Raw genomic sequence first — 24,393 nt, forward strand, 5'->3', positions numbered from 1 at the left:
GGGAAAACATGAGAACCGTCCCCATGTTTTTTTTATTTTTTAGGGTGAAAATGTAATTTTTTGAAACCTTTTCTATATATTTCCGTAATGCATAGTGGAATTATTTTTAACTAGAATAGGAGTGTTCTATATGGAACAGGAAGTAAAAACGAGCAGTAAAAAACCTAGTTTGCTAGGGATGATTTGGAGTCCGGGGGAGCAGTTTGACCGGATCCGCCAAAATCCGAGGGTTTGGGTGCCGCTCATTTTGGTGAGTATTATTTATGCAATTGGCATGTTTTTAATGGCAATGTCGATGGATGCATCTTATCTGGGCCTCGAAGGGATGAGTGACGCGGAAGCGGAAATGGTGATGATGTTTGCCAGGGGCGGAGTTGCCATTACAGGTATTTTCACTCCGGTATTTGTGGCGCTGATTTCAAGTGCCATCTATATGATTTTCACGAAGATTGCCGGATCAGATGCGACGTTTAAACAGCTGTTCTCTATGAATGTCCACATTATTGTGATTGGCGGTTTTGGTCTTATCCTTAACATGGCATTGAGAGCCGCTATCGGCGGAAATCCGGAAATTTTTATTACTAGTTTAGCAGGGCTGATGAATAGTGAAAAGCCGGGAATCTTAGGTTCTATTGAATTATTCAGTATTTGGCAGTCGGTTATCACGGCGATAGGGCTGCAGAGGGTGGCAGGATTATCAAAAGGCTGGGCTTGGGGCATTGCGATTGCGTTCTTCATTATTGGCATTCTGTTTGCTTTACTCAGCAATACCGTCTCAGGAATGACTGGTGTTTAAATGAAAAAGAAAGTTTGGATTGCCATCGGAGTGACGGCTGTGGTTTTGCTGATGGCTGGCGTGAGCATCTACAGACAGGCTTTCGCCAAAGGGCCTGAAGTAAAAACTGCCCATCCGGTGCAGGAGGAAATAACAGAACAGATCATGATTCCCGGTACAGTGAAGCTGGTAAATGAACACAAGATATATGCTTCTCCCGAAAAAGGAGAAATAAAGGAGTTCCTTGTGGAAGAAGGGGATTCAGTCAAAAAAGGAGAGGTTCTGGCCAGGTTTGATGAGCAGGCATTAACACTGGAACTTGAAAAAGTTAAACTCCAGGCTGAATCAGGTTATTTAAAAATCAATCAGCTGGAAAAACAGGAAGATGAGCTGGATGATAAGGAAAAAGAGCTGCGCAAACAGGCTGGAAAAAAAGAAGCTGAAAAACAGATACAGCCTGAAAGGGATCAGCTTAAGCTGGAAAAGCGATTGGCGAATCTGGAATTAAGCCAGGTGCTTTTGCAGAAGAAGGATATTGAAAAACGCCTGGAAGAATTAGAGATTAAGAGCACGATGGATGGAGTGGTGCTCCAGGTGAACAAAGCAGCGTCATCCGACCCATCTTCGGCAGGAAAGCCAGTCATTTATATTGGGGATCTGAAAGCGATTGGAGCATCTGGCATGCTTTCAGAATTCGATTCATTGAAGGTCAGTGAGGGGCAAAAAGTAACCCTCCGTTCCGATGCGATTCCTGACAAGGAATGGAAAGGTGAAGTCAGCGAAGTGGCTGACATGCCTGAAGAGAACCAGGGAATAAACCCTGCGGAAAATAATGCGCCGCAGTATCGGGTGGAGATTTCGGTAAAGGAAATGTCCCTGAAACCGGGTTTTCAGCTCATAATGGAAATCGAAACGGATAAGAAGAAGGCACTCACTGTTCCTGCAAACGCAGTGGTAACGGGAGACAGCAGTGTATATGTATTCGTGGTCAGGGATCAGAAAAGCTACAAACAGGAAGTGGAGACTGGTGTTGCTTCCGGGAATAAAATCGAGATAACAGGCGGACTTGAAGAGAAGGATTTGATCATTACGAATCCATCAGATCAGCTGAAAGATGGCGTGGAAGTGGATGCGGAATGATCAACTTAACAGGCATAACCAAGTCCTATCAGGTGGGAAAAGAAAGCATTGAAGTATTAAAAGGTATTAATCTAAGCATTGAGCAAGGTGATTCTGTAGCCATTATGGGGCCATCCGGATCGGGCAAATCCACACTTATGAATATTATTGGATGCCTCGATCTGCCGACAGAAGGAATATATGAACTGGATGGAGAGAATATATCCCATTACCCGGAAGCAGAGCTGGCAAAGGTCAGAAATCAGTCGATCGGGTTTGTGTTTCAGCAGTTTCATCTGCTTCCGAGGCTGACGGCTATTCAAAATGTAGAGCTGCCAATGATTTATAGCGGTCTTGCTAAAAAGGAACGATTGGAACGGGCGGAAGCTGCGCTGGTTAAAGTGGGACTTGCCGATCGGATGGGGCATCTGCCGAATGCCTTATCAGGAGGGCAGAAGCAGCGGGTTGCCATCGCCCGGGCGATTGTGAATGAGCCGAAAATCATCTTGGCGGATGAACCGACAGGTGCACTGGATACGAAAACAAGTGCCTCCATTATGGAGCTGTTCAGTGAGCTGAACCATGAAGGATCAACAATTGTAATGGTGACACATGAACCTGAGATAGCAGAATATGCTCATCACACGATTATGGTGAGGGACGGGCTGATTGTGAACGCTGAACCTTCCCTGAGGGGGGCGCCTGTATGAGCTTTTTAGAAAATATCAAAATGGCGCTCAGCTCATTGAAGGCGCATAAAATGAGATCGATTTTAACCATGATCGGAATCATTATTGGTGTTGGGGCTGTCATCATTGTGGTTGCCATCGGCCAGGGCGGAGAAGCGATGCTGAAAACGCAGCTGACAGGCCCGGGCAATACAGTGGAATTATTTTATCAGCCTTCTGAGGAGGAAATTCAGGCAAACCCGAACATATTTAATGAAGCTCCTTTTGATGGGGAAGATATCAAAGCACTGGAGCAGATTCCAGAGGTTAAACGGGTAGTTGCTTCAAGCTCACAGTTTTCACAGGCTTCATATGGAGAACAGACTGCAGAGACATCAACGACAGGAGTTGGCCCTGCGTATTTTGAGCTGAACAATGTGGACCTGGAAAAAGGGCGATCCTTCACGGCTGCCGATTTCCTTGGCGGACGCAGGGTAGGGCTTGTCAGCTTTTCAATAAAGGAGGAGCTCTTTGACGGCAAGTCGCCGGTTGGCGAAGTGATCCGGATTGGGAACCAGCCGATTGAGATTATTGGCGTCATGGAAAAGCCGACAGGACTCTTTTCATTCGGTGTTCTGGAGATCTATGTGCCTACCAAAACATGGCAGACTATTTATGGGAAAAGTGACTTTACCCAGGTGACACTTCAGGCTGAATCTGCTGATCAGCTTCAGACGGCTGGAAAGAAGGCTGCCAGCTTACTTAACAAGATGCATAATACAGAAGAATCTTATATGGTCATCAACATGGAAGAAATGGCAGAAGGAATCGGCCAGATTACAAAGGTCATGACGTTAATCATCGGCAGTATCGCCGGAATCTCGCTGTTTGTCGGGGGAATTGGCGTCATGAATATCATGCTCGTGTCTGTTACAGAAAGAACGAGGGAAATCGGCATCCGTAAAGCACTCGGAGCGACCAGGGGACAAATTATGGGACAGTTTCTAATCGAATCTGTCACCCTTACCTTGATCGGCGGAGTGCTGGGTATTCTGCTGGGCTGGGGTTCGGCATCCCTCATTTCATTCTTTGCGGGATGGCCATCGCTCATTTCATGGCAGGTCGTCGCCGGAGCCCTATTCTTCTCAATGGCAATCGGCATTATATTCGGACTGCTTCCGGCTAATAAAGCCTCTAGGCTGAGTCCGATTGAATCTTTGCGGTATGAGTGATTAATAAAGAGGCTATCTCCGGCTGAGGCTGGGGGTAGTCTTTTATTTGAGGTGAACATAATGATTCAATTAAATATTATTTTTGTTTTGTTTATATTAGCCTTGCTTGCGCGGTATTTGGTATTTGACGCATTTGAACCCGCTATGTTTGCGGCTGCCTTTTTGTTTCCTGCTGCATCTATTGTGATTTTTTTCATTAGCAAGAGACTTGCAGAAAGGGAGCGGGCTTATCTGCCGAAATCCAAGGATGACTGGTCATTTTATCACATCCAAAAGTCGTTAATGATTGAAAAGCCGCTCTTTAAAGGACAAAACCTGAGAGGGTACGTTAAACGTTATTTTCCACAGAGATGGCAGTATGTCATAGGAGATAGTTTCGGGTTAAATTGGTATTTGTCTTTTGAGGTGCGCATTGACCAGGATTTGTATGATGTACGCTGGTATCGTAAAAAGTGGATAAGCCAGCAGGATCAATGGAGGATTTATAAGAACGGAACGCAAATAGGAGAAGCTCATACAGTCATCACTTTAAAGAATGCAGCAAAATTAAAAGAAGCTATTGAATACAGATTCCATGACGTTTCTTATATATCCTCCGCCTCATCGGTAATGTCAGCCATTACTTTAACTAGAGAAACAGCCGTGCTTGGCAGATTAAAACGGAGTCATATTATTAGCGGTGTTCAGGAAATCAATGTGGAGGAAAACAATCACGACTATCTTGTTGCATTAATCATTCATTCTTTTTATTTTAAAAACTGATTCAATGCGTTTCACCTATAAGCAATCCGGTAATATAGTAAAATAGAACTATTACATAATAAGGGTGTGCTTAGGATGAGCTGTAATGCTTGTAGGGTGGAGGATTTGCGCTTTGAGGTAAAGGCATATGGAGAACTAAATTGCCGAATGTTTTCAAGTGTAGCTGAGCATTTGGAGAGAAAAGGCGTTTTGGTGGAAGCAAAATCAGACCGGTTCGTGCTGAAGGAAGATGGCATGCGGGATTTTCTTGATTTTTGCAGGGAGCATATGGAAGCTGAATGTGTCAGCTTCAGGTTGGCCGATGACGCGTGGCGCCCCATTGCGGAGGCTGCTGAGATCCTGGATAGCCAGTGGATTGATGAAGTGATTGCCAATGGGCTGGTTACCTGCCATGCACAGCCGATTCTCAATAGAGATGAAGAAGTTTTCGCCTATGAAATGCTGGCGAGATTTTATACGGAGGATGGGTCGGTGATTTTTCCGGGAGAAATATTTGGTGCAGCCAGAAAGCGCGGGAGATTGTATGCGCTCGATCGCTTGTGCCGCATGACGGCGGTCAGATTTGCTTCGTTTATTGATAAAAAGGCCTTCATCAATTTTATACCAACAAGCATTTACTCGCCTGAGTTCTGCCTGAAGTCAACGGTACAGCTTGCGAACCGCTTAGGAGTGGATCCGAATCGGCTCGTATTTGAGGTGGTGGAAACAGATAAAGTGGAGGATACGGATCATTTGAAAAGGATCCTCGCTTATTATAGGGAAAAAGGATTCCGCTATGCACTGGATGATGTAGGCGCCGGGTTCAGCACGATCGAGTTATTGAGCGAGCTGCAGCCGCATTATATGAAGCTGGATATGAAATATGTTCAGGGCGTGTCCACAGATCCAGATAAACAGAAAACAGCGGAAGCTTTTTTACAGCAGGCATTGAAGATGGGGTCCGTCCCGCTTGCTGAGGGTGTGGAGACCAGGGAAGACTTTGAGTGGCTCCGGGACAGAGGATATCAGCTGTTTCAGGGGTATTTGTTTGGAAAACCTGCTCCAATAGCTGAAAAAGGCAGGAAAGTAATATCCTAGAGCTGAATTAGCAGAAATGGACCAGTATTTTTCGAATAAAAGGTGTGTCGGGAAAACTTCTGTGCGGATAGCTGAGAAATAGGTCCTCATAAGATTTTTTCTGAGCGGATATCTGTATTTTCTGAGCGGATAAAAAAATTTATGTGCGCTCAGCAATTTTTAAAGGTAATACGGCTGAAATCAACGAACATACATAGGATGAAAACAGCTGAATAGGGGTTAAGAAATGGAGCTTAAAACAGAGAGGCTAATAATCCGTAAGTTTACATCAGAAGACTGGCAGGCAGTTTATGAGTATACAGCAAACCCGGATGTGATGAGATACATTCCGGAAGGTGTATTCACAGAAGAAGCTGCAAAAGAGTTTATCCGCAAAAATATAGAGAAAGCTGAACATTTCCCTGTTTTTATAGAAGGGGATATTCTGATCGGCCATATAGGGTTTCATAAGTATTTCGGTAATCATACATATGAAATCGGCTGGGTATTTAATCCGAAGTTTTATAATAAAGGCTACGCATCAGAAGCAGCATATGCGGTTCTGAAATATGGCTTCGAAAAGCTTGGCCTGCACAGAATTATCGCAACCTGCCAGCCCGAGAACCCGCCGTCTTACCGGGTGATGGAGAAAATCGGCATGAGGCGGGAAGGTTTTTTCAAAAAGTGCATTCCACATGGGGATGAGTGGTGGGATGAATATTATTATGCGATTCTGAAGGAAGAATGGAATTCAGATAAATAAATGGACTAGTATATCACCATCCTGAATTGAAGAAAATATGGCCAGGAGGTGATATACATGGCTAAAGATGTTCTTTGTGAAGTAAATAACTGCACTTATTGGGAACAGGGAAATAAGTGCGCTGCAGAAGCTATTTATGTTGTCAGCCATAAAGGCAAGCAGGCGTCCAACAGCAAAGAAACAGACTGTAAAACGTTTGAGCCGGGAATGTAAGTCTGAGGGGAGGGTAACCGATCTGGTTACCTTCCTGCTATTTATTATTGATAATAATTATCAGTTTCATTCAAAAAAATTTACCATGCTGATTCTTTTGTTTTTCGAAGCGGAGTCAGTTTTTTCATGTTTTTAAAGATTTTATAATGGGCAGTGCCTACTTTTTCTTCTACATAATCCAATGAATAATCACCCGATGGATCAGATAGTTCCCCAATTGCACGTGAAAGGTGGTCAATGACTGTTCTATATGATTCATTCTTCTTATGGTCTTCCTGTGAGTTCATTTCTAGCATAATGTCGTGAGCAAGGCTTTGAATTCTCCGTAAACGAATTTGCTTCGCTGGCATATGATCGCATCCTCCTCTTTTTTGCTGAATCAATATATTATATATGGCCTTTCCATAGAAAAAATAACTGAAATCCGATGTGCGCATTTACTGGAATAATATAGTATAATGAGTGGGTCTTGTTTTTTTCTGACAATTTGGTAAAAGGAGGCGTTCAATATGCTAAATAAAAATTTAGTTATTATGAATCAAAATAAGGGGAGAACGCCTAATTAATAACAGCGTTTCCCCAAAACGTGAAAAGGGGAAATTTATTTTGAATACTGGCAAAGTGAAAATTGAAGAAGTTACATCAGACAATTGGTATGATTGCTGTTTATTAGAGCTATCAGAGGAACAAAAAGCCTATATGGAGCCAAATGCAGTTTCTATTGCGCAATCTAAATTTGAATCGGCGCTGAGACCGTACGTGATTTACCTGGAGGATAAAGCTGTCGGCTTCTTAATGTTTAATACATGTATTGAAGAATTGGATGCTTACTGGATTTATCGGATTATGGTTGATAAGGAGTACCAAGGCAAGGGAATAGGAAAAAAAGCGACCGAACTGATGATTACGGAGATGGGGAAACTGCCAAATGCGAAAAAACTTGCAGTAGGCTACCATCCAGAGAATCTGGGAGCCCACAATCTTTATGCAAGTTTGGGGTTTGTGAATCATGGCGACCGATTTGGGAAAGAAATGGCTGTTGTGAAAGAGTTAGATTAAGGAACAGGGGGGAGATGCAGAATGAAAGTGGGAATGGCCCTGTTTATAGGAGGGCTGATTTTGCTTATGTCCGGCATCTTTCTGTCTGCCTATTGGGCAATTGCCGGCAGTTTCATGGGGATCTTCGGAGGGATGATGATGGGAAGCTCTTCTTATTGCCTTGCGAAAACAGGGCAGAAGGCAGGTTAAGAGATAATGGAATTTATGATTTTCTTATTTGTTTTCTTTCTTTTTCTGGCAATCAGTTCCGTAATGAATGTGTTATTCAAGATGACGGAAAAGAAGCATTGGGGCATGTCATTGCTGCTGAGCCTGTTGCTGGCTGTCATAACAATTGCCATTTTGGGGATTAAATAGGAAGAATGAAGTCCGGGGAGGATTCCCGGGCTTTTTATCGCAGTCTAACGGGCAGTAAGACACCTGCTTCAAGACTCAGAGGAATCAAAGGAGGATAAGCAGGGGTCAAACTGCCCGTAAAGGCCCGAAAAGAAGAGCAAAGACTAAGAACGCCACGTCCTGTGGCAACGTCTTTGTGACCCACTTCCTGTGGGCCTCAACTAACAATCAGTGGGGGATAAGGAAAACCCCCACTGATTGAAGTTTCACTTTATGTGTATAAAAACGTTTGGTCAACACAAACTTTAGGTATCTTACAAGGAAAAGGTGATGAAAAATGGATAAAGAATATCAATTTGCAAATTTGTCCGACGGGGATCTGCAGCAGGTGCATAATCTGGAAAAGCGCTTAAGTGAGGAAAAGGGAGAAGAAGTCATTCTCATTGCTTATCATGATCAGAATGAGAATATAAAGTGAAAACAACGCTTGGGAATCTGCTTCCCCAAGCGTCTTTATGTCTATCATTTACTTTTTATCTACAGGTTTCGCATCATATACTTCCACCTGAGGAGGGGCAGCAAAATACTCAGGTGCTTTTGCCGTAAATGATGTAAAGTGTTCAGTCTGGTTGTGGAACTTCACAGCGTCCATATCCTTCCACAGTTCCACCATAGTATAAGCCCCCGCTTTTTCTGTATCTTTTACAAGGTCATAAGAGATATTGCCTTCTTCTGCTCTGGAAGCCTCAATCAGCGGACGCATTTCAACCAGAAAATCATCTTCTTTATCAGTTTGTATTTGGAAGCCAGCATGAATAATGATCATGTTGCATTTCTCCTTTGTGAGTTATTTCCACTCCGTGATATCTTCAACAGGCAGGCGGACCGATTTGTAGCCTTGATCAGCAGCTTTCCCGATGGAGATTAGCATGACAGGATAGTAGCGTTCCTTGTCCAAATCAAAGGCTTCGGCAATGCGGTCTTTTTCATATCCGCCAATTGGATTAGTATCATAGCCATGGGCGCGGGCTGCAAGCATTAGCTGCATGGATACGAGACCGGCATCAATCAGGTTCATTTCTTTCTTTTGCTCGAATGTCATATTTTCTGCTAAACCTTTGATGGCTGGAACCTGCTTGTCTCTTACATCAGCAGGCATGTATCCTTTTTCAACTGCAGTATCATAAATTTTTTCAATGAAGGCTTCGCTTTTCATATCAACAAAGACGGCAACAACAGCTGCTGATGTCTCTACTTGCCTTTGATTGAATTTTGCAAGTGGTGCCAGTGTTTCTTTGCCTTCTTTTGAATCGATTACCACAAAACGCCATGGCTGCAGGTTTACAGATGAAGGAGCTAAAGAGGCTTCCTCCAGGATTTCAGCCATTTCTTCTCTGCTGATTTTGACTGTTGGGTCATAATTACGGATGGAACGGCGGCCTTTAACGATTTCTTTAAAGTCATTGATAATGGTTTTATTCATGGTGAACTCTCCTTTATGTTTTTCTGGATGAAAAAATTAAAGATTATCTACATTTTCCTGGATGCGAGTGAGCATATTTAATAGTGTGCTTCGCTCAAGCTCCGAAAAGCCGTTCAGGATTTTGGAAATAAACAATTGCTTTTCTTCACAGTAAGCAGCAATCTTCGTTTTGCCTTCCTCTGTCAGGCTGACATAAGTAAAACGGTTATCTGCAGGATTTTTCCTGCGGATCACCATGCCTTTTTCTTCAAGCTGTTTTAGATGTCTCGTGACAGCAGCATGATCGATATTTACTTTTTTCTGAAGCTCCCGCTGTGTAATTTCTTCCGCTTCAAAAAGCTCCCGGAGAATCTCAAGCCGTGACTGGCTGATGCCTGTACAGCGTTCAAACTTCGGCATTGTCTGCTTATTGAGCTCAAACAGCCGGGCAGCAATTAATTCTTCTTGCTTAGAACATTTGAACACAGCATCCCCGCCTTTTTAGATAATTGATAGGTCAATCATTGATACGTCAATTAATATACTGCAAAATATTTTATAAGTCAAACTGGATGCTTAAGGCAGAGAAAATCCTGCTGAATAGCTTATGGATCAGCAGGGTTTTCAGTCATTGAGATCCGTTTTCCTAAAGTTTCTCTGCATCTATTAGCCACACATATCGATTTAGCTGCTTAAACTCAACAGAGAATCCATTGGAATGAAACATGCTTTCTAATATGTGGATGGTTGTATAGTATTCTGTTTCCAGGTCTTGCGCCAGGCTGAGGTAGTGTTTGTTTTTAGCTTCCTGGATAAAAATCTCTTTTTTGTCCTTGCTGCGAAAGACAGTATCGGCAAAAACAACTTTTCCGCCAGTTGTAAGGAGGGCGCTGTATTTAGAGATGGCATTGGCTTTTTCGCTGTCTTCTAAATGATGGAATGCGTAGGTGCTGACGAAAGCATCTATAGGGCCATTCAATTGAAAGCTTAAGAAGTCACCATCCAATATTGTGAGATGAGGCATTTTTTTGCTTGCTATTTTCCTCATGGCAGCAGAAGGTTCAACTCCGACTACTGAACAGCCTTTCTCCAGAAGCATTTGAGTTAAGTTGCCTGTACCTGTACCGAATTCCACTACATTCCCATGAACAAGATCGGCTACTTTATAAAGAATCTGTTCATAATTCATAAACACCTCCTGATATTCAAGGTCTTTACCGGCCACAGTCTCATCATAGGATTCTGCCCAATGGTCAAACAACTCTACAAATTCACGTCCCATTGTAAAATCACTCCTATTAATTCATATAATACTTATTGGTATAGTATGAATTAATGTCTCACTTGGCAACTTTGCAATCTGCCTTAATTCTCAGATGCCAGCTGATTTTTTAGCTGATAATTAATAAAAGTAAACTTAAAACATTCTATACAAGTAGGGATAATAAGGATTAAAAAGAACGTAATAATATCCAAAAAACGCAATGAAAAAGAGTAACCATTCTTTCTGAAAAACAGAGTGCTGACGATGAATTATTACAGCAGCGTGAAAGAACTGATTGGGCATACCCCTCTTGTGATAATCAAACACTATGCTATTCCGCAAGGAGTAAATGTTTTTGCAAAGCTTGAATATTTTAACCCGGGCGGAGTGTAAAGGACCGGTTAGGACAGAAGCTGATTCAGACAGCGATTAAGGATGGACTTCTCCCGGAAGACGGCGCTGTAATTGAACCGACTGCAGGGAATACAGGGATCGGCTTAGCGCTGGCTGCTATAGGAAAGAAGATCAAAATCATCTGTGTTGTACCTCAAAAATTCAGCATTGAAAAGCAGGAACTAATGAAGGCGTTAGGGGCAGAAGTGGTTAATACGCAAACTGAAGAAGGCAGAAAAGCCCCATTTAGTTTAAAATCTAAATGGGGCTTGAGTATTTTTTTATGAGAATGATTAACCTCTTAACGCTCTTCTGACTTTATTAGTGACCTGCTAACAACTTTGCTTTAATGTATGATGTTAGGCTTTGGAGTGTTCTAGGCATCGAAATTTCTTGTACGGGAATATGAAAATCCACTTGATGAAAGGGAAAAGTAAGTGCCCGTCATCTTCAACAGGCACTTAATTTCTTAATTATGGTCTGCAAGGTAAACATCATCTATCTGCCGGGCTAGCTTAAAATCCAGACCTGTCAGCCCATTTTCACTCCAGGAAGTGAGGGAGACAATCACCATTTTGTATTGAATGGCGATAAAAGGATGATGATTTTCGTTTTCAGCAAGTGATGCAATTTTATTTACGAAGGCGATACCGTCTAAATATTCTTTGAAGCGATAGCGCCGTTCAATCCATTTGCTGTCTTTTCTTTTCCAGTCCGGCAGCATGGATAGTTTCCGGGCTATTTCTTCTTCACTTATTTTTGTCATACTGTGACATGCCTCCGATCTAAGATGACATCGAGTCCGTTTTGAATCAGGCGGACATAGCGTTCTTCCTTACTTAACTTTTCAAGCTGGTCCAGGAGCAGTTTTTTCAAAGGCGATTCTTTGTCATGCTTTTCAAGCAGTTCCAGAACTTCCAGCTGAAGCAGCCATTCTTCCGGGAACTCATCGAGAATTTTTCCGATAACACTGTGAAGAAGGACATCTTGAGGGAAATTCGTTTCCCGGATTTGTCTTACTTCCGCATATAATTCTTCTAGAGGGGTTAGGACTGTTCCTTCTTTAGGGCTTTCTTCATTCATAACAGATTCTCCGTGGAATGCAGCGTAATCGGCTGCGAGTGGACGTGCAGAAACAATCTGGCTGCCCACAGCTAAATCATAGGTGCCCCAAGTGGGGTCGAAAAAGATTTCATCTCCCTTTTTGACGAGACATTCTTCAAGTGATATTAAAACAAGGGAATCATGATTAAATAAAAGATTCGTCACATGGCCGGAAATTTCTACTCCGCTTTCGAAGGTGATTTGCATCATTTTATTCATCTCGATGCCAAGTTTTTTCAGGCTCTGTTCCGTTTGATTTTCAAGCCTAATGCCTCCAGCCAATTTTCCGATCGGCGCTCCAAAGCCGTCATGGTGAATATCAGGACCATGATGATTAATTTGTTCATTTTGAAACGAAAGGGCACTCGGACCTGTCGTTTTGACATAGATGGCTTCACCTTCTGCATCCTTCATGATATCAGTGAAAAGACCAGTAATTTGAATGCCTGAATTGAGTTCGATGTGCGCAACCTGGCTTGAAGCGATTGCTTTTTCGATAGCCGCTGTTCCACCTTGCCTGAAGGACATGGACTCGCCGAATCTCGTCACTTCCTCTATCAATTGTTCAAAGCTTTCGCAAACAAATAGCTGGGTCTGCATAGATGTAACGTCATAGCTGGTGTTAATAGCATCTTCAATTGTGAATCGGCGTTTCTTCACCTGATCGGACAGGCAATGCTTGCTTTCACCCACAGATGACAGCAGTCCTGCACCAAAGATCTTGGGCTTCTGCAGGTCGCCAATCAGGCCAAATTCGACCGTCCACCAGAAAATCCGGGAGATTTGCTCAGCTTCAGAAAGTCCTTTTACGTGCTGCTGTTTTTCCTTTAATCGCTGTTTGGCTGCTTCAATTTCTTCTTCAGTTGAAGCTGGCCTTTCCATGACAATCGATAAATGCCTGGTTGCCTCAAACACCTCATGTTCTTCTTTTGTCGCAAAAGCGTTAGCTCCGATATTCCCTATTAATTTAACAAACTCTGAGTAGGTTTCATCAAATAAAATCGGCGCATGCCCCGCCGCTTCATGGAGAATGTCAGGAGCGGGTGTGTATTCGATATTGGTCTTCTGGCGTATATCCGTTGCAATTGGAAGAATGCCATGCGCTTGAAAATCAAAAAATGCTGTGCCGGGAATCAATCCGTCGACAATGACAGCTCCCCAGCCGATTTTATCTAAATGCTCGTTCATTTCACTTACCCGTGGAATGCTGTCGATGGAAATGCCGGATGACTTCAGACCTGAAGTGAATGCATCATGGGCGATGTCCTCAAGGAAATGATGGTTTTGCCTCATCACATATCTCCAAACCGCATGATCAATGGGGCTGTAAGCATTGTAATGCTGCTGGGCTGTAAATGGACGTAAGTGCAAGGGTATCGATTTCTTCATTTGGTATGTCTCCTTTTATTAGCTTTTTATGCTTAAACGCTTTTAAGTGCGAAAGTATTCAGGTATAAAAAATCCCTGCTGAATGTTCATTCAGCAGGGACGAATTTATTCGCGGTACCACCCTGATTGTAAGTAAGAACTTACCACTTCACAGAATAACGGCTAAACCGTCTTATTTCAGAAAAGAAATAAGAAGCTCCAGAAACGTAATTCGTGATCTCCTTTGTACTGGTTTTCAGCACCACCAGCTCTCTGCAACAGGGAGGATACCACTACTTCAATTCCTTCAAAGCATTTAAGTATTAGGATGCTTTATATCTTAAACGCTTTTAAGTATTAAAGTCAATACGTTTTAAATTTAAATCAAAAGAAAAAGCCCAGAAGCCTTTCTGAGCTTGTGTATTATTGCTCAATTTTAGCTGATCTGCGCTCCTGCTCTGCCATGATTTCCGCATCTTCGGCATTGTCCCTTGTCACTTTCTGAGTCAGAATGGACCCGACCGCCACCAGAAGCATGACGGCAATGTAATACCCTTTTTCATTAAGCTCCATATCAGCATTGTAAAGTCCGATCAGAAACAGCCCAGCGCCGGCAATCAGTGTAAAGTATGCTAAAAATGTAAAAGCTGGCGTGTTTCTCCTTCTATACTTTTGCATGTGTTTTAATCCCCTTTTTTCTTAACATATTCTCTCTTTCTCTCCTTGAAGCTGTAAGTTTTCAATCCAATACAACAGATGTAACAATTTATTCTATATTATATAAAATTACCCTTTTTTGTAAAAAAACGCAACAGAAATTTATGGGTGTTTTTTACTGTTTATGATTTTTGTTGAAAATTCACATATTTAGGATGAAATGTTTGTGTAAAAAAGTTTAAATAAAAGAGAGAGACTAAAGCTTGATTTTAATATTGGCTGGAGGGAGGTAAAGATTTGTTAGCAATATAGGTATTCCAGGACTGATTCTGCTATTCCTTAGAAATGTGCCGATGAAAGGTTTGGAAGAGGAAAGGGCTGAAACAAGCCACCATTTAACTGTCAAGTGGATAATAGGTACTGCTCTAGCGGTGTTCGCTTTGGGAGCATTGTTAGGGCTTATAGCCAAATACGCAGATGGTTCAGCTTTGGGGTTAATTGGCTCTGGCCTTGGATTCTGGATAGAAGCAGCTTCTTTGCTTGCAGCCTGGAGCCGAACGCCAATGGCTGCTGGTCTGCATGTTTTAGTGTTCTTTTCTGCGATGCTGTCGGCTTACTATTTGTATTCTATGATTCTGTTCGGATTTTTTCCAAAGTCCCAATTTATCTATTGGGGGAGCATTGCCTTGCTTTCTCCTGTTTGCGGCTATACTGTATGGTTTGCGAGAGGGGCAGGGTGGCTTGCAGCGTTTTGTGCTGCTATGCCGATCAGCCTGCTTATTGGTGAAGGGTTTAGCTTTATCTATACTTACTCCATCCCAAAAGGATTTGTTTTGCTGTTAGCAGTGTTTTTGTGAATTGTTTTGCCTAAAAATCATTTTCAGCGCATTAGGGTTATTCCGCTCACGGCTGTAATCTTATTTTTCATCGAACAGCTTGGACTTCTTTCTATATTGGCAGGCTAAAAAAGCCGGATTGCGTGCGCATGAAGGAGCACTTATGAAAAAACTGATACCATTAGCGGTTTTGGGAGTACTGCTGATTCTGCTTCATTCAACTCCAAACATGGCATTAAGAACCCACGTCTTTTTCAGCGGATATCCTGCAGCTGCCATCGGTTCAGGGATTATTGAAGACGACTTTCATAATGAGGTGGATCGGGATAGGTTTGCTGAGTTAAATGCTAAAGCTTATACATTAACGGAACCTCCTGTTGAAAAAGCGACTCAAGGAAAGTTGAGAAACTATTTAGTTAGAAAATATGAATTCTTCTATTTTGCTGAATACTACGGTGAGGGTTAAAAAGTACAGGGTAATGACCATGCAGGCTGGTTGCAGCCCCTATGATATTAGTTTTTTAAAAAACATATAAACTTCGGCTTAAAGTAAAGGCTCAAGGCCAATAATGTATAGGAGCAATTGTTGAAAGGGTGAGGATCATGACTTATGAAGAAATCATGCAAAAGCTTGAAGAGCTTGGTACAGAGCAGACGAAGAAGACTTTCAAAAATCACGGGGCGAAGGAGCCTTTTTTTGGTGTGAAGGTTGGAGATTTAAAAAATCTGGTAAAGTTTGTAAAGAAGGATCATGAGCTGGCACTTCAATTATATGAATCAGGAAATCATGATGCGATGTATCTGGCAGGGCTGTCTGTCAATCCAAAGCTAATGAAAAAAGAGACTTTACAGGAATGGGCTGAAAAGGCATATTGGTACATGGCTGCGGAGTATACAGTTGCCCAGGTGGCGGCCGAAAGTGAGTATGCTCTTGAATTGGCCCGGGAGTGGATCAAATCCGAGGATGAAATGGTTTCGGTCTGCGGCTGGAACACGTATTCAAATTATGTATCGATTACACCTGATAATGAGCTTGATATAAGTGAAATAAAAGCATTATTGACACAAGTTAAAAATACCATTCATGAAGAAAGAAACCGAGTAAGGTATGTGATGAACGGCTTTGTTATCTCAGTGGGCTCTTATGTACCTGAACTGAATGAGGAAGCGAAGAATATTGCTGAGCATATCGGAAAAGTGCATGTGGATGTTGGAAACACAGCCTGTAAAGTGCCTTTAGCCAAGGAATATATTGAGAAGGTGGAATCGAAGGGAAGGGTTGGGCTTAAGCGGAAGACTTGTATATGTTGAGAATAGCTTTGAACAAAAGACTTGGGAAAATACGTCTCAATAAACTACTGCATCAGACTTTAGGTGAGTGCCAAGATGATCTGGTATAGCTGAGGCACGTAAAATGAGCTCAGGAGGCAATGCTTCTGAACTCATTTGTTTTTATTGAGTTTTCGTTTCTGAATATTCTTTTTCGGTTCCATCTGGAAATTTTGCTTCCAATTCAAATTTTTGGAAAATGCGTCCTTAACCTGGTTAATGACCTCTTGATCTTCAGTATTTTGATCAAACGATATCCCTCAAAAATTGGAGGCATAATTAATAAAATTACTCAAAAAGGATGGACACTATGTTCAAAAAAATCTTTGGAAGAAACTATACAGTTACTGACTTCTGGATCTGGTTTGAAAAGAATTCACAAGGCTATTATCTGTTAGAAGAAGGAAATTTAAATTCATTGTTCAACAAACTAAGTAAACAGTTATCTAAGATAAATGCAGATTTAGCATTTGAATTTAGTGCAGATCTTATCGAAGGAAAGAGAGAGTTTATAATAAGCGCTGATGGCATCTTGTCTGCCTTTCCAGATGTCATTGGCCTTGTTGAAAATGCACCCCAGCTTGCAGGCTTTAAAATAATTGCCTTTCGCCAAAAAAGTACTGTTGATGATATATCCACTATAGAATATGAGGATATACGTTTAGGGCCTGATGATGTCTATTTCACTTACAGAAAAAATGGTGATACTTTAGACATTGTTCTATATCTCAAAGGCTATGATTCTGATTTTGAAGAATGGGAAAATGCTGCTTTTATATTATTAGACACCATTATTGGAGAGTATGATGTTGCTGCTAAAATTGGAAGCATTGATATGCTGCCTTATAAAAAAAGTCCTAATTTAAAATCCATTTTAGAATTACCTGCATTAATAGATAAGGAAGTAACGGGGATAAGATTATAAGTCTTATCCTTTATTAGATAGCAGCTCTTATTGTACTTAAAATAGTTGCCTGACCACGTTTGCTAAAGCTTAAAGCAGGTGGGGCCAGCCTCCTATCTCCTGAAACCCAGCTTGTAAAGTACGCTTGGCCGTATTTACCCTCCGAATTTACCAGTCATTCCCTGCATTATCCACCTTGATGAAAAGAGTCCGATCTTCTATTACATCTCAAGTCCTATTTGAAATAAAGCTGAGGCTCATTATTGGTATTTCCAAATACAGGTAAGATGAAATCAATTATATTTTTTAGCATTCCAGCAACAGGACAAACCGTTGATCAAGGACATTGGTAGAGGGAGAGGTTATATGGCAGTCTTGCCGTCCAGTTTATTAAAAATAATATTGATTCTTATCTTGTTCACTTCATTTAGTTGTTGCCTGAAAATTCGGCTTCAGCTGAAGAAGACATCGAAGCAAAAATTGAGAAGGCAATTAAGGATTACCTGGAAGACTATCAAGTTCCAGGGGCTTCAGTTGCCTTCGTCAATAATAATGAACTATTTTTTTCAAAATCATGGGGAGTTACTGGAGAATCAGAGGAGGAGGTTACAGAACAAACTCCTTTTACGATTGGCTCCATAAGCAAATCATTAACGGCAATGGCCATTATGAAATTAGCTGATAATGGAACTATCCGCCTGGATGCCAGTATTGAAGAATATCTTCCGTGGTTGAAACTGAACAAGGGGAAAGCGGGCGAAATCACAGTGGAGCAATTGCTCGCGCAGACAAGCGGGTTCAGCACCTATGACGGGCTTGCCCTATCTGATAAAGAGTTAACAGGCAGTAAGGCTATTAAGCATCAAGTCAAGAAACTGGCTGAAGTTGAACTGACTGCTGCACCTGGTGAAAAGCATCAATACAGCAATGCCAATTTCTTAATCTTGGGAGCGATGATTGAAGAACTGACGGGAATGTCCTATGAAGAGTACATGGAACAGCAAATTTTTGATCCCTTAGGGATGAAATACGCTGCGGCTGATAAAGAGGGAGCTTATGAGAAGGGCTACCTGAGCGGGTATCAATCCTGGTTTGGATTTCCGGTGAAAAGTTCTGTAGCCTATGATGACGCCGGGGCACCATACGGATACATTACGGCCAGTTCTGCAGATATGGTCCAATTTGTAAAATTATTGAGCGGGAAAGGGCCGGAGCATTTTATCAGTGATAAAACTTTGGATTTATTTAAGACACCGCAGGTCCAAACTGGAGAAGACCGGTATTATGGTTTAGGAATCCGCATATCAGGACCGGATACTCCCAAAGAAATAATTTGGCATTCTGGTTCTACCCCTGATTCGCATGCAGAAATCTTTTATATTCCGGGAACCAGCTGGGGCGGTGTGATTCTGACAAATAAGAATCATATTTTAGAGGAAGATGGACTTTACTATCTGAAGGAACATATTATTAGTCTATTAAATGGCGATGAGCCTGAACAAGTACCTAATCATAGTTTGACCATACAATACATTCTGCTGGGTTGCGTCCTCCTGCTAGTAATACTTTCAATCTATTTATGGAAAAGATTCAGAACCCGGAAGTTTCTAAAAAAGGGAAAAGGACTTTCCGTAGGGCTGATTTTTATTGGTCTGTCAGCTGCACTAATCCCTGTTTTCACAGCTTGTACATCTTCACCTTGGCATTCCATCTCTGTCTTTGCACCTGATATTGCCCTTTTAACGATAGTGGCAGTAATTATGCTGGCCATAAATGGGCTGCTGCTGATTAGATTAATTCATAAAAAAACAAAGTAATGAAAATGCCTGTCTAAACCAGTTAGACAGGCATTTATTATACGTTCACAGCATTTTTCCTTGCTTTCCGATCTGTCATCACTTTCCATAAACCAAACCCTATTAACGCTCCGATCATATTTAGAATAAAATCATCAATATCCAAACTGCCTCTTCTTGTGACCAGCTGTATAATTTCCACACTAAGGATTATGACAGTCATGGTAATTGTAAAGGACTTATGTCTGTTTAGCCTTTTACTAAAATAGGGCAGAAAAATTCCCATTGGCAAAAATGCAGCCACATTGCCGGCAAGGTTTTTTATAGGAATGATTAAATTCATGCTTCCATTGGTCATAGCCAATACATACCCTTTAATGGTTTTAAAGGGCACAAGATTTGAGGACTGCTTCATATATTCGATTAAAGGCATTTCTGACCAGAATCCTCTCGACATGAAAAAGAGCAGTACTGTTAATAAAAGCAGGTAAATAAGAAAGCTTATTCCCATGAAAAATCTTATAATTATCTTCATCTTTATCTCCCGGAAAAATGAGTCTTTGATAATAGTAACATAATTTTTCCATATTATTTAATTGCCAGCTATTATAATGAAAGTATCGCAATACATAGGGGGGATGTTATGGAAAAGATTTCATCTTTTCAGTGCCTGGAGATGTTATGATGACCCTTGTATATTGGAGCAGAGTGCCTGATAAGTAGAATTCAAGATTATTATGCCGTGCCTAATATAAGATGGGAGAGGCATTTTTTTATATGGTGAAAGTGGATGGTGAATTTTATATCTAATTGGATGGTTAATTGTTGGCCCTTTTGCGATATTATTTAGATATAGCAGTTTATTAAAATGTAAAAGAAGAGGTGCGCAGCATGGGAGTAATGCTTGGACTGGTTCTAATTATCTTAATTTTTGCTGTGGTTTCAACTTTGCTGCTGACAGGCAAGGCTGATGAGAACTATGGAAGTTCAACAAAACGGAACACAACCAATTTAACCTTAATATATGTGGTTATTATTTTTATCGGATTAGCTTCTCTTGGAGTTTATATTTGGCGGATTTAAATACAGATGGAGATGAAGAAAGATGACATGGGCAGTATTGGTACCTATTATTCTCGTTAGTCTGCTGAAAATCGTGCTGACCTGTATGCCGACCGGCACGGTTAATTGGCTGATCCGGAAATTTGAAACTCATTCCAGGCTTGATGAGAAAGAGGTTACAGTCACAATTGGTGATAATAGGCTGGAAGATAAGGAGAAACTTCAGATTATCAATCAGTTCAATGAAGGAATATTTATTAAGAAACATTATATCCACCCGGGCAGCGAACAGCTTTTTTTACGGCCTGAGTTCAGTGGAATACCAATAGTTATCGAGTTTCTGGAAAGAGATGACAAGCTGTTCGTATATAGCTATAAGGACCGCATTGATGTGGTCAAACAGCGCAGAAAAAAGGTCATCGCATACAGCCTGATTTCTGATAGCCTTCAAAACAGCTCACTGGCAATAAAGGTCAGTTAAACTAAGAATATTAAATGAAAGCTAGATCCTTGGATCTAGGCTTTTTTTGTCTGCAGGAGGGATGTAATTAACTGCAGCTTACCATGCAGATCGTGGGTGCTCCTTTGATTCTGATGATATATGAAAAATAGTCATAAGGGATTGGGGCCTTTTTCAATACATGTACATATTGAGTTTACAAATATTTGTTAATATTTATATAATTACTTAATTAAAGTTATAAAGGTGGTTATAAAAATGGAAATATATCAAGCTTCAATGGCGGATCTAGAAGGAGTTTCCGCTTTATTTAATTTATATCGTATATTTTACAAACAAGCACCCGATTTGGAAGCAGCAGCCGAGTACATAAAAGAACGCTTAGAAAAGAGGGATTCTGTCATATATGTGGTGAAGAAGGAAGGAAAGTATCTTGGATTTACTCAGCTTTACCCAACTTTTTCATCTATATCTATGAAAAGAGCCTGGATCCTGAATGACTTGTATGTGGATGCAGAGGCAAGAAATCTGGGAATAGGGGAAAAGCTCATAGACAAAGCGAAGGAGCTCGCTGCTGAAACAGGGGCGGTAAGTCTCAGCCTCAGTACGGCTCCTGATAATTTCTCTGCACAAAGACTCTATGAAAAAATCGGGTTTAAGCGGGATGAGCAATTTTACCATTATGAATTAAGTGTTTAATAAAGAAGAAAGAACGCCTGAAACCCAGGCGTTCTTTCATTATTCGAGATTTATCAGGGCATCGGCAAACCGTTTAATCCCTTCATGAATGTTTACTTCATTTTCCCTGCCAAATGTAAATCGAACGAACCCTTTCTCGGATCCCATGGTTGTTCCGGGAACATATATGACACCATGTTTTATTGACTCTTCAAGCAGCTGATTTTCATTGTGCTCTTTTTTGATCCGGCACCAAAGATGTATTCCGCCTTGCGGTGTACTAAATTCCACTTGGTCTTCCAAAAAATGATCCAGGCTTGAAACAATTGAGTTTCTCCGCTGTTCTAATTGCCTGGTCAGAAATTTTAAATGTGACTCAAATTCTGCGGACTCAATAAAATCATTCGCAACCCATTGTGAATAGCTGCCATGGCCGAAATCCACCTGCTGCTTGGCATCTGATAACCGCTCAATTACCGATCTGGGGCCAATGATCCAGCCGATTCTAAGCCCGGAAGCGACAATTTTGGTCAAAGAACTAATATATAAAACAATGCCATCGCGATCCAGGGATTTGAGTGTATTCATTTTTTCACCGGTAAAGGGTGTTAGGCTGTAAGGATCATCCTCCACCACCGGAATCCCGTATTCAGAGGACAATTCAAGGATTTTTCTGCGCCTGTCTTCAGGAAGCAATGTGCCTGTAGGGTTTTGAAAAATAGGATTTAAAAAGATCATCTTTATTCGATGCTTTTTATATAAGGCTATAATATCCTCAGGATTTACTCCATACTTGCCTGTTTTTAAATAATAGGTTTTGACTCCGGCTGATTTAAAGATTGGCAGGCTGTAGTGATAAGAGGGATCCTCGATTGCAACAGAGTCCCCGGGTTTTAAGAGGCATTGAACGACAAGGTGCAGGGCCTGCTGGGCACCGGATGTAATCATTATGGAAGAAGGGCTGGTCTCGATGTCCCGGTACTCTTTTACATGATCAGCCAGTGTTTTTCTCAAAATTTCATTTCCCTGCGGGTGATCGTACCCCAGTGTCCCGATAAAAGAGCGATTGGAAGTAATTTCTCTTAGGGAAGCCAACGGAAAGAGGTCGTGAGAGAGCTCCCCGCTGGCCAGATTGATCAGTTTTGTCTCTGCCAGTTCTTTATGGATCCTTTGTGTGACTGGTAAGTTGGGCAAAAAGGAGCCTGCTTCAATATACCGGTTCCAGCTTGGAATACGTCTTTTCGCCATTCCCCAAATATCCTTGCTGACCATCGTACCGCTTCCCCGATTACGTTCAACGATCCCGTTTGACTCCAGTTCATCATATGCAGCAACAACCGTGCTTCTATTGATATCAAACTGTTTTGCTAATCCTCTTTCTGAGGGCAGCGGCTTGTCTGGCGGGAAGGTGCCATCTGCTATCCCGTTTTCTATATAAATCGCCAGCTGTTTATAAATAGGTGTTTTTGATTTTCTATCAGGTTTCCAATCCAATTGAAACATCCTTTTAAAAAAATGAGTTATGTAATATTATATCAGCTCTTAGAAAAATTATCGGCTGCAAAATTGAGTGAAAGTTCATGTTGACTTTTGTAACTGTAAATATTATTATTACAGTATATCCTGTAGTAAAAATGAATGCAAATGAATGGTCTATTAACTGTAATTTTTATTATTACATTTTTATAAAGACGAACACAATAGAGGGAGTGTTTTTAAATGGTGAATTTATTCTTATCATCAAGCTGCGGTTCCTGCCGGAAAGCCCGTGCCTGGCTTGAGGAGCATCAAATTGAGTATGTCGAACGGAATATTGTAACCGATCCGCTTACCGTTGATGAAATCAAATCGATTCTTCGCCTTACAGAAAATGGAACCGAGGAGATTATCTCTACTAAATCAAAAGCTTACCAGGAGCTGAACGTGAATATTGATTCCATGCCGCTGAAAGAGTTATATCAATTAATTATTGATAACCCGCAAATGCTGCGCAGACCGATTATTTTAGATGAAAAAAGACTCCAGGTCGGCTTTAACGAAGACGAAATCCGCAGCTTCCTTCCACGGAAGTTTCGTACGTTTTCTTACAATGAACTGCAAAGATTGGCTAACTAGATTAGCGCCAGGCTGTATATTCTTGACAAGCTAATCTGTAAAACTTAACATTACAGTATAACAGCAGAAAATATAGGAGGCCGGCCATGAATAGCGATTTTACTCTTGCCATTCACAGTCTAACTTATCTCGCTCTGCAGCTGGATCGCATGTCAACGAGCGATGCGATTTCTGAAAGTGCAGGTGTCCATCCGGTCCGAATCCGAAAAGTCCTGAGTTTATTAAAAAAACATGGATTTATTAAATCAAAAGAGGGAACGGGCGGCGGTTTTATTTTTGCCCGGGATTTAAGTGAAGTGAATCTTTGGGATATTTATAAGATTACATCTGAAGGTGCACTTCAGCCGAAGTGTCCGGATTCCAATGAAGCGTGTGTAGTGGGTGCGAATATGCAAAGAGTTCTGATCAGCATCTTTTTAGGTGCAGAGGAACATTTGGGTGAATATTTGAAGCACTATACCTTAAAAGATATTGTTGATCTCATCCATAAAGAAAATTAATTGGAAGCTTCCAGGCTTTCCAGCAGCAAAAATGTAATAAAAAATGTTACAGTTTTGAAAAACTCTTCGAAGAAGGTGAATGAAATGATGTCCAACCATAATGCCATTTTAAAAACGGGAGATTGGGTTAAGGGAAAATCCCGTGAAGGGGAACTGATCATTGGCTATATCGAGAACCTTGATGAAGGAATTATTAAGACAAAGGTGATTTCGAGTGATAATAAAACCATTGAAGGCAAAATCATTCCGCTGCAGAGCAAACAGGTTAAGAAAATCCCGGCGGCGAAAGTGTCCAACAAGGAACAGATTCATTTCCTAATTGATCTTGCTCTTTCCACTGGAGATGAAGAATGGTTCTTTGAATTGACCTCGAAGCTGAACTCAATGAGAGAGCTTGTGAAGGATGTTAAATAAATCCGGGGAAGTGCCTGTGTCTGTCTGCTTATCAGCAGGTGGATGCAGGCACTTTGTTTTTATTTTGT

Annotated in this window: 33 protein-coding genes, 1 pseudogene and 1 other annotated feature; of the genes and pseudogenes, 24 read left to right on the plus strand and 10 right to left on the minus strand. The window is 41.3% G+C overall.

The annotated features are described in order from the left end of the window. Positions 1–130: 130 nt before the first annotated feature. From ACTHRG_RS12670 to ACTHRG_RS12705, 8 genes are all read left to right on the plus strand, one after another. Complete coding sequence (locus tag ACTHRG_RS12670; protein ID WP_076263061.1) at positions 131–796, plus strand: Yip1 family protein; 666 nt, start codon at positions 131–133, stop codon at positions 794–796. Then, positions 797–1,915: an efflux RND transporter periplasmic adaptor subunit gene (locus ACTHRG_RS12675; protein ID WP_076263058.1), complete on the plus strand. Its 1,119-nt coding sequence runs from the start codon at positions 797–799 to the stop codon at positions 1,913–1,915. Further along, the gene (locus tag ACTHRG_RS12680) at positions 1,912–2,604 is read left to right on the plus strand and encodes an ABC transporter ATP-binding protein (RefSeq protein ID WP_076263055.1); all 693 of its coding nucleotides are present in this window, start codon (positions 1,912–1,914) and stop codon (positions 2,602–2,604) included. The genes ACTHRG_RS12675 and ACTHRG_RS12680 overlap by 4 nt, the downstream gene beginning before the upstream one ends. Continuing rightward, positions 2,601–3,794, plus strand: coding sequence for an ABC transporter permease (locus ACTHRG_RS12685; RefSeq protein WP_076263053.1), 1,194 nt, complete (start codon positions 2,601–2,603; stop codon positions 3,792–3,794). The genes ACTHRG_RS12680 and ACTHRG_RS12685 overlap by 4 nt, the downstream gene beginning before the upstream one ends. A 60-nt stretch (positions 3,795–3,854) precedes the next feature. Next, complete coding sequence (locus ACTHRG_RS12690) at positions 3,855–4,556, plus strand: tubby C-terminal domain-like protein (RefSeq protein WP_076263051.1); 702 nt, start codon at positions 3,855–3,857, stop codon at positions 4,554–4,556. A 96-nt stretch (positions 4,557–4,652) separates the two neighbouring features. Beyond that, entirely contained in the window at positions 4,653–5,633 is a 981-nt protein-coding gene (locus tag ACTHRG_RS12695) for an EAL domain-containing protein (protein ID WP_440231317.1), read from the plus strand. 226 nt (positions 5,634–5,859) lie between these two features. Next, complete coding sequence (locus ACTHRG_RS12700; protein WP_076263046.1) at positions 5,860–6,375, plus strand: GNAT family N-acetyltransferase; 516 nt, start codon at positions 5,860–5,862, stop codon at positions 6,373–6,375. A gap of 57 nt (positions 6,376–6,432) precedes the next feature. Further along, on the plus strand, positions 6,433–6,588 hold the full coding sequence (locus ACTHRG_RS12705) for a DUF1540 domain-containing protein (protein WP_076263044.1): 156 nt from the start codon (positions 6,433–6,435) through the stop codon (positions 6,586–6,588). 80 nt (positions 6,589–6,668) lie between these two features. Here ACTHRG_RS12705 and ACTHRG_RS12710 read toward each other — a convergent pair whose 3' ends face one another. Beyond that, complete coding sequence (locus ACTHRG_RS12710) at positions 6,669–6,938, minus strand: hypothetical protein (RefSeq protein WP_076263042.1); 270 nt, start codon at positions 6,936–6,938, stop codon at positions 6,669–6,671. Positions 6,939–7,194: 256 nt separating this feature from the next. On the opposite strand from ACTHRG_RS12710, the gene ACTHRG_RS12715 reads away from it, so the two are divergent. The 4 genes from ACTHRG_RS12715 (at position 7,195) to ACTHRG_RS12730 (ending at position 8,461) form a co-directional block, all read left to right on the plus strand. After that, positions 7,195–7,647: a GNAT family N-acetyltransferase gene (locus ACTHRG_RS12715; RefSeq protein WP_076263040.1), complete on the plus strand. Its 453-nt coding sequence runs from the start codon at positions 7,195–7,197 to the stop codon at positions 7,645–7,647. Between the two features lie 21 nt (positions 7,648–7,668). After that, a complete protein-coding gene (locus tag ACTHRG_RS12720; protein ID WP_175609178.1) occupies positions 7,669–7,836 on the plus strand; it encodes a hypothetical protein in 168 nt (55 codons plus the stop codon). Positions 7,837–7,842: 6 nt separating this feature from the next. After that, positions 7,843–8,004, plus strand: a complete 162-nt coding sequence (locus ACTHRG_RS12725; RefSeq protein ID WP_175609177.1) for a hypothetical protein — start codon at positions 7,843–7,845, stop codon at positions 8,002–8,004. Positions 8,005–8,320: 316 nt separating this feature from the next. Next, positions 8,321–8,461 (plus strand): hypothetical protein, encoded by a 141-nt coding sequence (locus ACTHRG_RS12730; protein ID WP_175609129.1) that lies wholly within the window; start codon positions 8,321–8,323, stop codon positions 8,459–8,461. Positions 8,462–8,509: 48 nt separating this feature from the next. Here the strand turns inward: ACTHRG_RS12730 and ACTHRG_RS12735 are convergent, their stop codons facing one another. The 4 genes from ACTHRG_RS12735 to ACTHRG_RS12750 all read right to left on the minus strand — a co-directional run bounded on the left by ACTHRG_RS12735 (position 8,510) and on the right by ACTHRG_RS12750 (position 10,727). Then, positions 8,510–8,809, minus strand: a complete 300-nt coding sequence (locus tag ACTHRG_RS12735) for a putative quinol monooxygenase (protein ID WP_076260105.1) — start codon at positions 8,807–8,809, stop codon at positions 8,510–8,512. Between the two features lie 21 nt (positions 8,810–8,830). Further along, positions 8,831–9,466 carry a nitroreductase family protein gene (locus tag ACTHRG_RS12740; protein WP_076260102.1) on the minus strand — a complete coding sequence of 212 codons (636 nt, stop codon included), beginning with the start codon at positions 9,464–9,466 and terminating at the stop codon, positions 8,831–8,833. 36 nt (positions 9,467–9,502) lie between these two features. Continuing rightward, positions 9,503–9,931: a MarR family winged helix-turn-helix transcriptional regulator gene (locus ACTHRG_RS12745; protein ID WP_076260099.1), complete on the minus strand. Its 429-nt coding sequence runs from the start codon at positions 9,929–9,931 to the stop codon at positions 9,503–9,505. Positions 9,932–10,091: 160 nt separating this feature from the next. Further along, a complete protein-coding gene (locus ACTHRG_RS12750; protein WP_076260096.1) occupies positions 10,092–10,727 on the minus strand; it encodes a class I SAM-dependent methyltransferase in 636 nt (211 codons plus the stop codon). A 246-nt stretch (positions 10,728–10,973) separates the two neighbouring features. Between ACTHRG_RS12750 and ACTHRG_RS12755 the strand changes: the two are divergent. After that, a pseudogene (locus tag ACTHRG_RS12755) lies at positions 10,974–11,335 on the plus strand (pyridoxal-phosphate dependent enzyme); the annotation flags it as partial. Between the two features lie 236 nt (positions 11,336–11,571). On the opposite strand, the gene ACTHRG_RS12760 reads toward ACTHRG_RS12755, so the two are convergent. From ACTHRG_RS12760 to ACTHRG_RS12770, 3 genes are all read right to left on the minus strand, one after another. Continuing rightward, positions 11,572–11,868 (minus strand): 4a-hydroxytetrahydrobiopterin dehydratase, encoded by a 297-nt coding sequence (locus ACTHRG_RS12760; RefSeq protein ID WP_076260093.1) that lies wholly within the window; start codon positions 11,866–11,868, stop codon positions 11,572–11,574. Next, on the minus strand, positions 11,865–13,595 hold the full coding sequence (locus ACTHRG_RS12765) for an aromatic amino acid hydroxylase (protein WP_076260090.1): 1,731 nt from the start codon (positions 13,593–13,595) through the stop codon (positions 11,865–11,867). Before ACTHRG_RS12765 ends, ACTHRG_RS12760 begins: the two co-directional genes overlap by 4 nt. Before the next feature lie 92 nt (positions 13,596–13,687). Then, positions 13,688–13,894: a binding site (T-box leader), on the minus strand. 103 nt (positions 13,895–13,997) lie between these two features. After that, entirely contained in the window at positions 13,998–14,252 is a 255-nt protein-coding gene (locus tag ACTHRG_RS12770; RefSeq protein ID WP_076260087.1) for a YiaA/YiaB family inner membrane protein, read from the minus strand. 332 nt (positions 14,253–14,584) lie between these two features. On the opposite strand from ACTHRG_RS12770, the gene ACTHRG_RS12775 reads away from it, so the two are divergent. From ACTHRG_RS12775 to ACTHRG_RS12795, 5 genes are all read left to right on the plus strand, one after another. Continuing rightward, positions 14,585–15,088, plus strand: a complete 504-nt coding sequence (locus ACTHRG_RS12775) for a hypothetical protein (RefSeq protein ID WP_076260084.1) — start codon at positions 14,585–14,587, stop codon at positions 15,086–15,088. Positions 15,089–15,230: 142 nt separating this feature from the next. After that, the gene (locus ACTHRG_RS12780) at positions 15,231–15,533 is read left to right on the plus strand and encodes a hypothetical protein (RefSeq protein ID WP_076260081.1); all 303 of its coding nucleotides are present in this window, start codon (positions 15,231–15,233) and stop codon (positions 15,531–15,533) included. 137 nt (positions 15,534–15,670) lie between these two features. Then, positions 15,671–16,378 (plus strand): DNA alkylation repair protein, encoded by a 708-nt coding sequence (locus tag ACTHRG_RS12785; RefSeq protein WP_076260078.1) that lies wholly within the window; start codon positions 15,671–15,673, stop codon positions 16,376–16,378. A gap of 328 nt (positions 16,379–16,706) precedes the next feature. Further along, positions 16,707–17,321, plus strand: coding sequence for a hypothetical protein (locus tag ACTHRG_RS12790; RefSeq protein ID WP_076260076.1), 615 nt, complete (start codon positions 16,707–16,709; stop codon positions 17,319–17,321). Positions 17,322–17,734: 413 nt separating this feature from the next. Further along, positions 17,735–19,117: a serine hydrolase domain-containing protein gene (locus ACTHRG_RS12795; protein WP_440231282.1), complete on the plus strand. Its 1,383-nt coding sequence runs from the start codon at positions 17,735–17,737 to the stop codon at positions 19,115–19,117. 37 nt (positions 19,118–19,154) lie between these two features. Here ACTHRG_RS12795 and ACTHRG_RS12800 read toward each other — a convergent pair whose 3' ends face one another. Continuing rightward, a complete protein-coding gene (locus ACTHRG_RS12800; protein ID WP_076260070.1) occupies positions 19,155–19,631 on the minus strand; it encodes a VanZ family protein in 477 nt (158 codons plus the stop codon). Positions 19,632–19,987: 356 nt separating this feature from the next. Between ACTHRG_RS12800 and ACTHRG_RS12805 the strand changes: the two genes are divergently transcribed. The 3 genes from ACTHRG_RS12805 (at position 19,988) to ACTHRG_RS12815 (ending at position 21,317) form a co-directional block, all read left to right on the plus strand. After that, positions 19,988–20,179 (plus strand): hypothetical protein, encoded by a 192-nt coding sequence (locus ACTHRG_RS12805; protein WP_076260068.1) that lies wholly within the window; start codon positions 19,988–19,990, stop codon positions 20,177–20,179. 22 nt (positions 20,180–20,201) lie between these two features. Next, a complete protein-coding gene (locus tag ACTHRG_RS12810) occupies positions 20,202–20,639 on the plus strand; it encodes a YfmQ family protein (protein WP_076260065.1) in 438 nt (145 codons plus the stop codon). Positions 20,640–20,876: 237 nt separating this feature from the next. Beyond that, positions 20,877–21,317 (plus strand): GNAT family N-acetyltransferase, encoded by a 441-nt coding sequence (locus ACTHRG_RS12815; protein WP_076260062.1) that lies wholly within the window; start codon positions 20,877–20,879, stop codon positions 21,315–21,317. Between the two features lie 39 nt (positions 21,318–21,356). Here the strand turns inward: ACTHRG_RS12815 and pdxR are convergent, their stop codons facing one another. Continuing rightward, a complete protein-coding gene (gene pdxR, locus ACTHRG_RS12820; protein WP_076260059.1) occupies positions 21,357–22,790 on the minus strand; it encodes a MocR-like pyridoxine biosynthesis transcription factor PdxR in 1,434 nt (477 codons plus the stop codon). A 225-nt stretch (positions 22,791–23,015) separates the two neighbouring features. Between pdxR and spxA the strand changes: the two genes are divergently transcribed. The 3 genes from spxA (at position 23,016) to ACTHRG_RS12835 (ending at position 24,325) form a co-directional block, all read left to right on the plus strand. Continuing rightward, a complete protein-coding gene (gene spxA / locus ACTHRG_RS12825; RefSeq protein WP_076260056.1) occupies positions 23,016–23,411 on the plus strand; it encodes a transcriptional regulator SpxA in 396 nt (131 codons plus the stop codon). An 86-nt stretch (positions 23,412–23,497) separates the two neighbouring features. Then, a complete protein-coding gene (locus ACTHRG_RS12830) occupies positions 23,498–23,911 on the plus strand; it encodes an RrF2 family transcriptional regulator (RefSeq protein ID WP_076260054.1) in 414 nt (137 codons plus the stop codon). 84 nt (positions 23,912–23,995) lie between these two features. Further along, positions 23,996–24,325 (plus strand): IDEAL domain-containing protein, encoded by a 330-nt coding sequence (locus ACTHRG_RS12835; RefSeq protein ID WP_076260130.1) that lies wholly within the window; start codon positions 23,996–23,998, stop codon positions 24,323–24,325. Positions 24,326–24,393: the final 68 nt, after the last annotated feature.

The organism is Cytobacillus sp. SAFR-174 (assembly GCF_051964675.1).
Lineage (GTDB): Bacteria > Bacillota > Bacilli > Bacillales > Cytobacillaceae > Cytobacillus.

What these genes read in the sequence shown, in the direction of transcription:
- ACTHRG_RS12670 (WP_076263061.1), top strand. Translation starts at nt 131, where the DNA reads ATGGAACAGGAAGTAAAAACGAGCAGTAAAAAACCTAGTTTGCTAGGG.
- ACTHRG_RS12675 (WP_076263058.1), top strand. Translation starts at nt 797, where the DNA reads ATGAAAAAGAAAGTTTGGATTGCCATCGGAGTGACGGCTGTGGTTTTG.
- ACTHRG_RS12680 (WP_076263055.1), top strand. Translation starts at nt 1,912, where the DNA reads ATGATCAACTTAACAGGCATAACCAAGTCCTATCAGGTGGGAAAAGAA.
- ACTHRG_RS12685 (WP_076263053.1), top strand. Translation starts at nt 2,601, where the DNA reads ATGAGCTTTTTAGAAAATATCAAAATGGCGCTCAGCTCATTGAAGGCG.
- ACTHRG_RS12690 (WP_076263051.1), top strand. Translation starts at nt 3,855, where the DNA reads ATGATTCAATTAAATATTATTTTTGTTTTGTTTATATTAGCCTTGCTT.
- ACTHRG_RS12700 (WP_076263046.1), top strand. Translation starts at nt 5,860, where the DNA reads ATGGAGCTTAAAACAGAGAGGCTAATAATCCGTAAGTTTACATCAGAA.
- ACTHRG_RS12705 (WP_076263044.1), top strand. Translation starts at nt 6,433, where the DNA reads ATGGCTAAAGATGTTCTTTGTGAAGTAAATAACTGCACTTATTGGGAA.
- ACTHRG_RS12710 (WP_076263042.1), bottom strand. Translation starts at nt 6,938, where the DNA reads ATGCCAGCGAAGCAAATTCGTTTACGGAGAATTCAAAGCCTTGCTCAC.
- ACTHRG_RS12720 (WP_175609178.1), top strand. Translation starts at nt 7,669, where the DNA reads ATGAAAGTGGGAATGGCCCTGTTTATAGGAGGGCTGATTTTGCTTATG.
- ACTHRG_RS12725 (WP_175609177.1), top strand. Translation starts at nt 7,843, where the DNA reads ATGGAATTTATGATTTTCTTATTTGTTTTCTTTCTTTTTCTGGCAATC.
- ACTHRG_RS12730 (WP_175609129.1), top strand. Translation starts at nt 8,321, where the DNA reads ATGGATAAAGAATATCAATTTGCAAATTTGTCCGACGGGGATCTGCAG.
- ACTHRG_RS12735 (WP_076260105.1), bottom strand. Translation starts at nt 8,809, where the DNA reads ATGATCATTATTCATGCTGGCTTCCAAATACAAACTGATAAAGAAGAT.
- ACTHRG_RS12740 (WP_076260102.1), bottom strand. Translation starts at nt 9,466, where the DNA reads ATGAATAAAACCATTATCAATGACTTTAAAGAAATCGTTAAAGGCCGC.
- ACTHRG_RS12750 (WP_076260096.1), bottom strand. Translation starts at nt 10,727, where the DNA reads ATGGGACGTGAATTTGTAGAGTTGTTTGACCATTGGGCAGAATCCTAT.
- ACTHRG_RS12760 (WP_076260093.1), bottom strand. Translation starts at nt 11,868, where the DNA reads ATGACAAAAATAAGTGAAGAAGAAATAGCCCGGAAACTATCCATGCTG.
- ACTHRG_RS12765 (WP_076260090.1), bottom strand. Translation starts at nt 13,595, where the DNA reads ATGAAGAAATCGATACCCTTGCACTTACGTCCATTTACAGCCCAGCAG.
- ACTHRG_RS12770 (WP_076260087.1), bottom strand. Translation starts at nt 14,252, where the DNA reads ATGCAAAAGTATAGAAGGAGAAACACGCCAGCTTTTACATTTTTAGCA.
- ACTHRG_RS12775 (WP_076260084.1), top strand. Translation starts at nt 14,585, where the DNA reads ATGAAAGGTTTGGAAGAGGAAAGGGCTGAAACAAGCCACCATTTAACT.
- ACTHRG_RS12780 (WP_076260081.1), top strand. Translation starts at nt 15,231, where the DNA reads ATGAAAAAACTGATACCATTAGCGGTTTTGGGAGTACTGCTGATTCTG.
- ACTHRG_RS12785 (WP_076260078.1), top strand. Translation starts at nt 15,671, where the DNA reads ATGACTTATGAAGAAATCATGCAAAAGCTTGAAGAGCTTGGTACAGAG.
- ACTHRG_RS12790 (WP_076260076.1), top strand. Translation starts at nt 16,707, where the DNA reads ATGTTCAAAAAAATCTTTGGAAGAAACTATACAGTTACTGACTTCTGG.
- ACTHRG_RS12800 (WP_076260070.1), bottom strand. Translation starts at nt 19,631, where the DNA reads ATGAAGATAATTATAAGATTTTTCATGGGAATAAGCTTTCTTATTTAC.
- ACTHRG_RS12805 (WP_076260068.1), top strand. Translation starts at nt 19,988, where the DNA reads ATGGGAGTAATGCTTGGACTGGTTCTAATTATCTTAATTTTTGCTGTG.
- ACTHRG_RS12810 (WP_076260065.1), top strand. Translation starts at nt 20,202, where the DNA reads ATGACATGGGCAGTATTGGTACCTATTATTCTCGTTAGTCTGCTGAAA.
- ACTHRG_RS12815 (WP_076260062.1), top strand. Translation starts at nt 20,877, where the DNA reads ATGGAAATATATCAAGCTTCAATGGCGGATCTAGAAGGAGTTTCCGCT.
- spxA (WP_076260056.1), top strand. Translation starts at nt 23,016, where the DNA reads ATGGTGAATTTATTCTTATCATCAAGCTGCGGTTCCTGCCGGAAAGCC.
- ACTHRG_RS12830 (WP_076260054.1), top strand. Translation starts at nt 23,498, where the DNA reads ATGAATAGCGATTTTACTCTTGCCATTCACAGTCTAACTTATCTCGCT.
- ACTHRG_RS12835 (WP_076260130.1), top strand. Translation starts at nt 23,996, where the DNA reads ATGATGTCCAACCATAATGCCATTTTAAAAACGGGAGATTGGGTTAAG.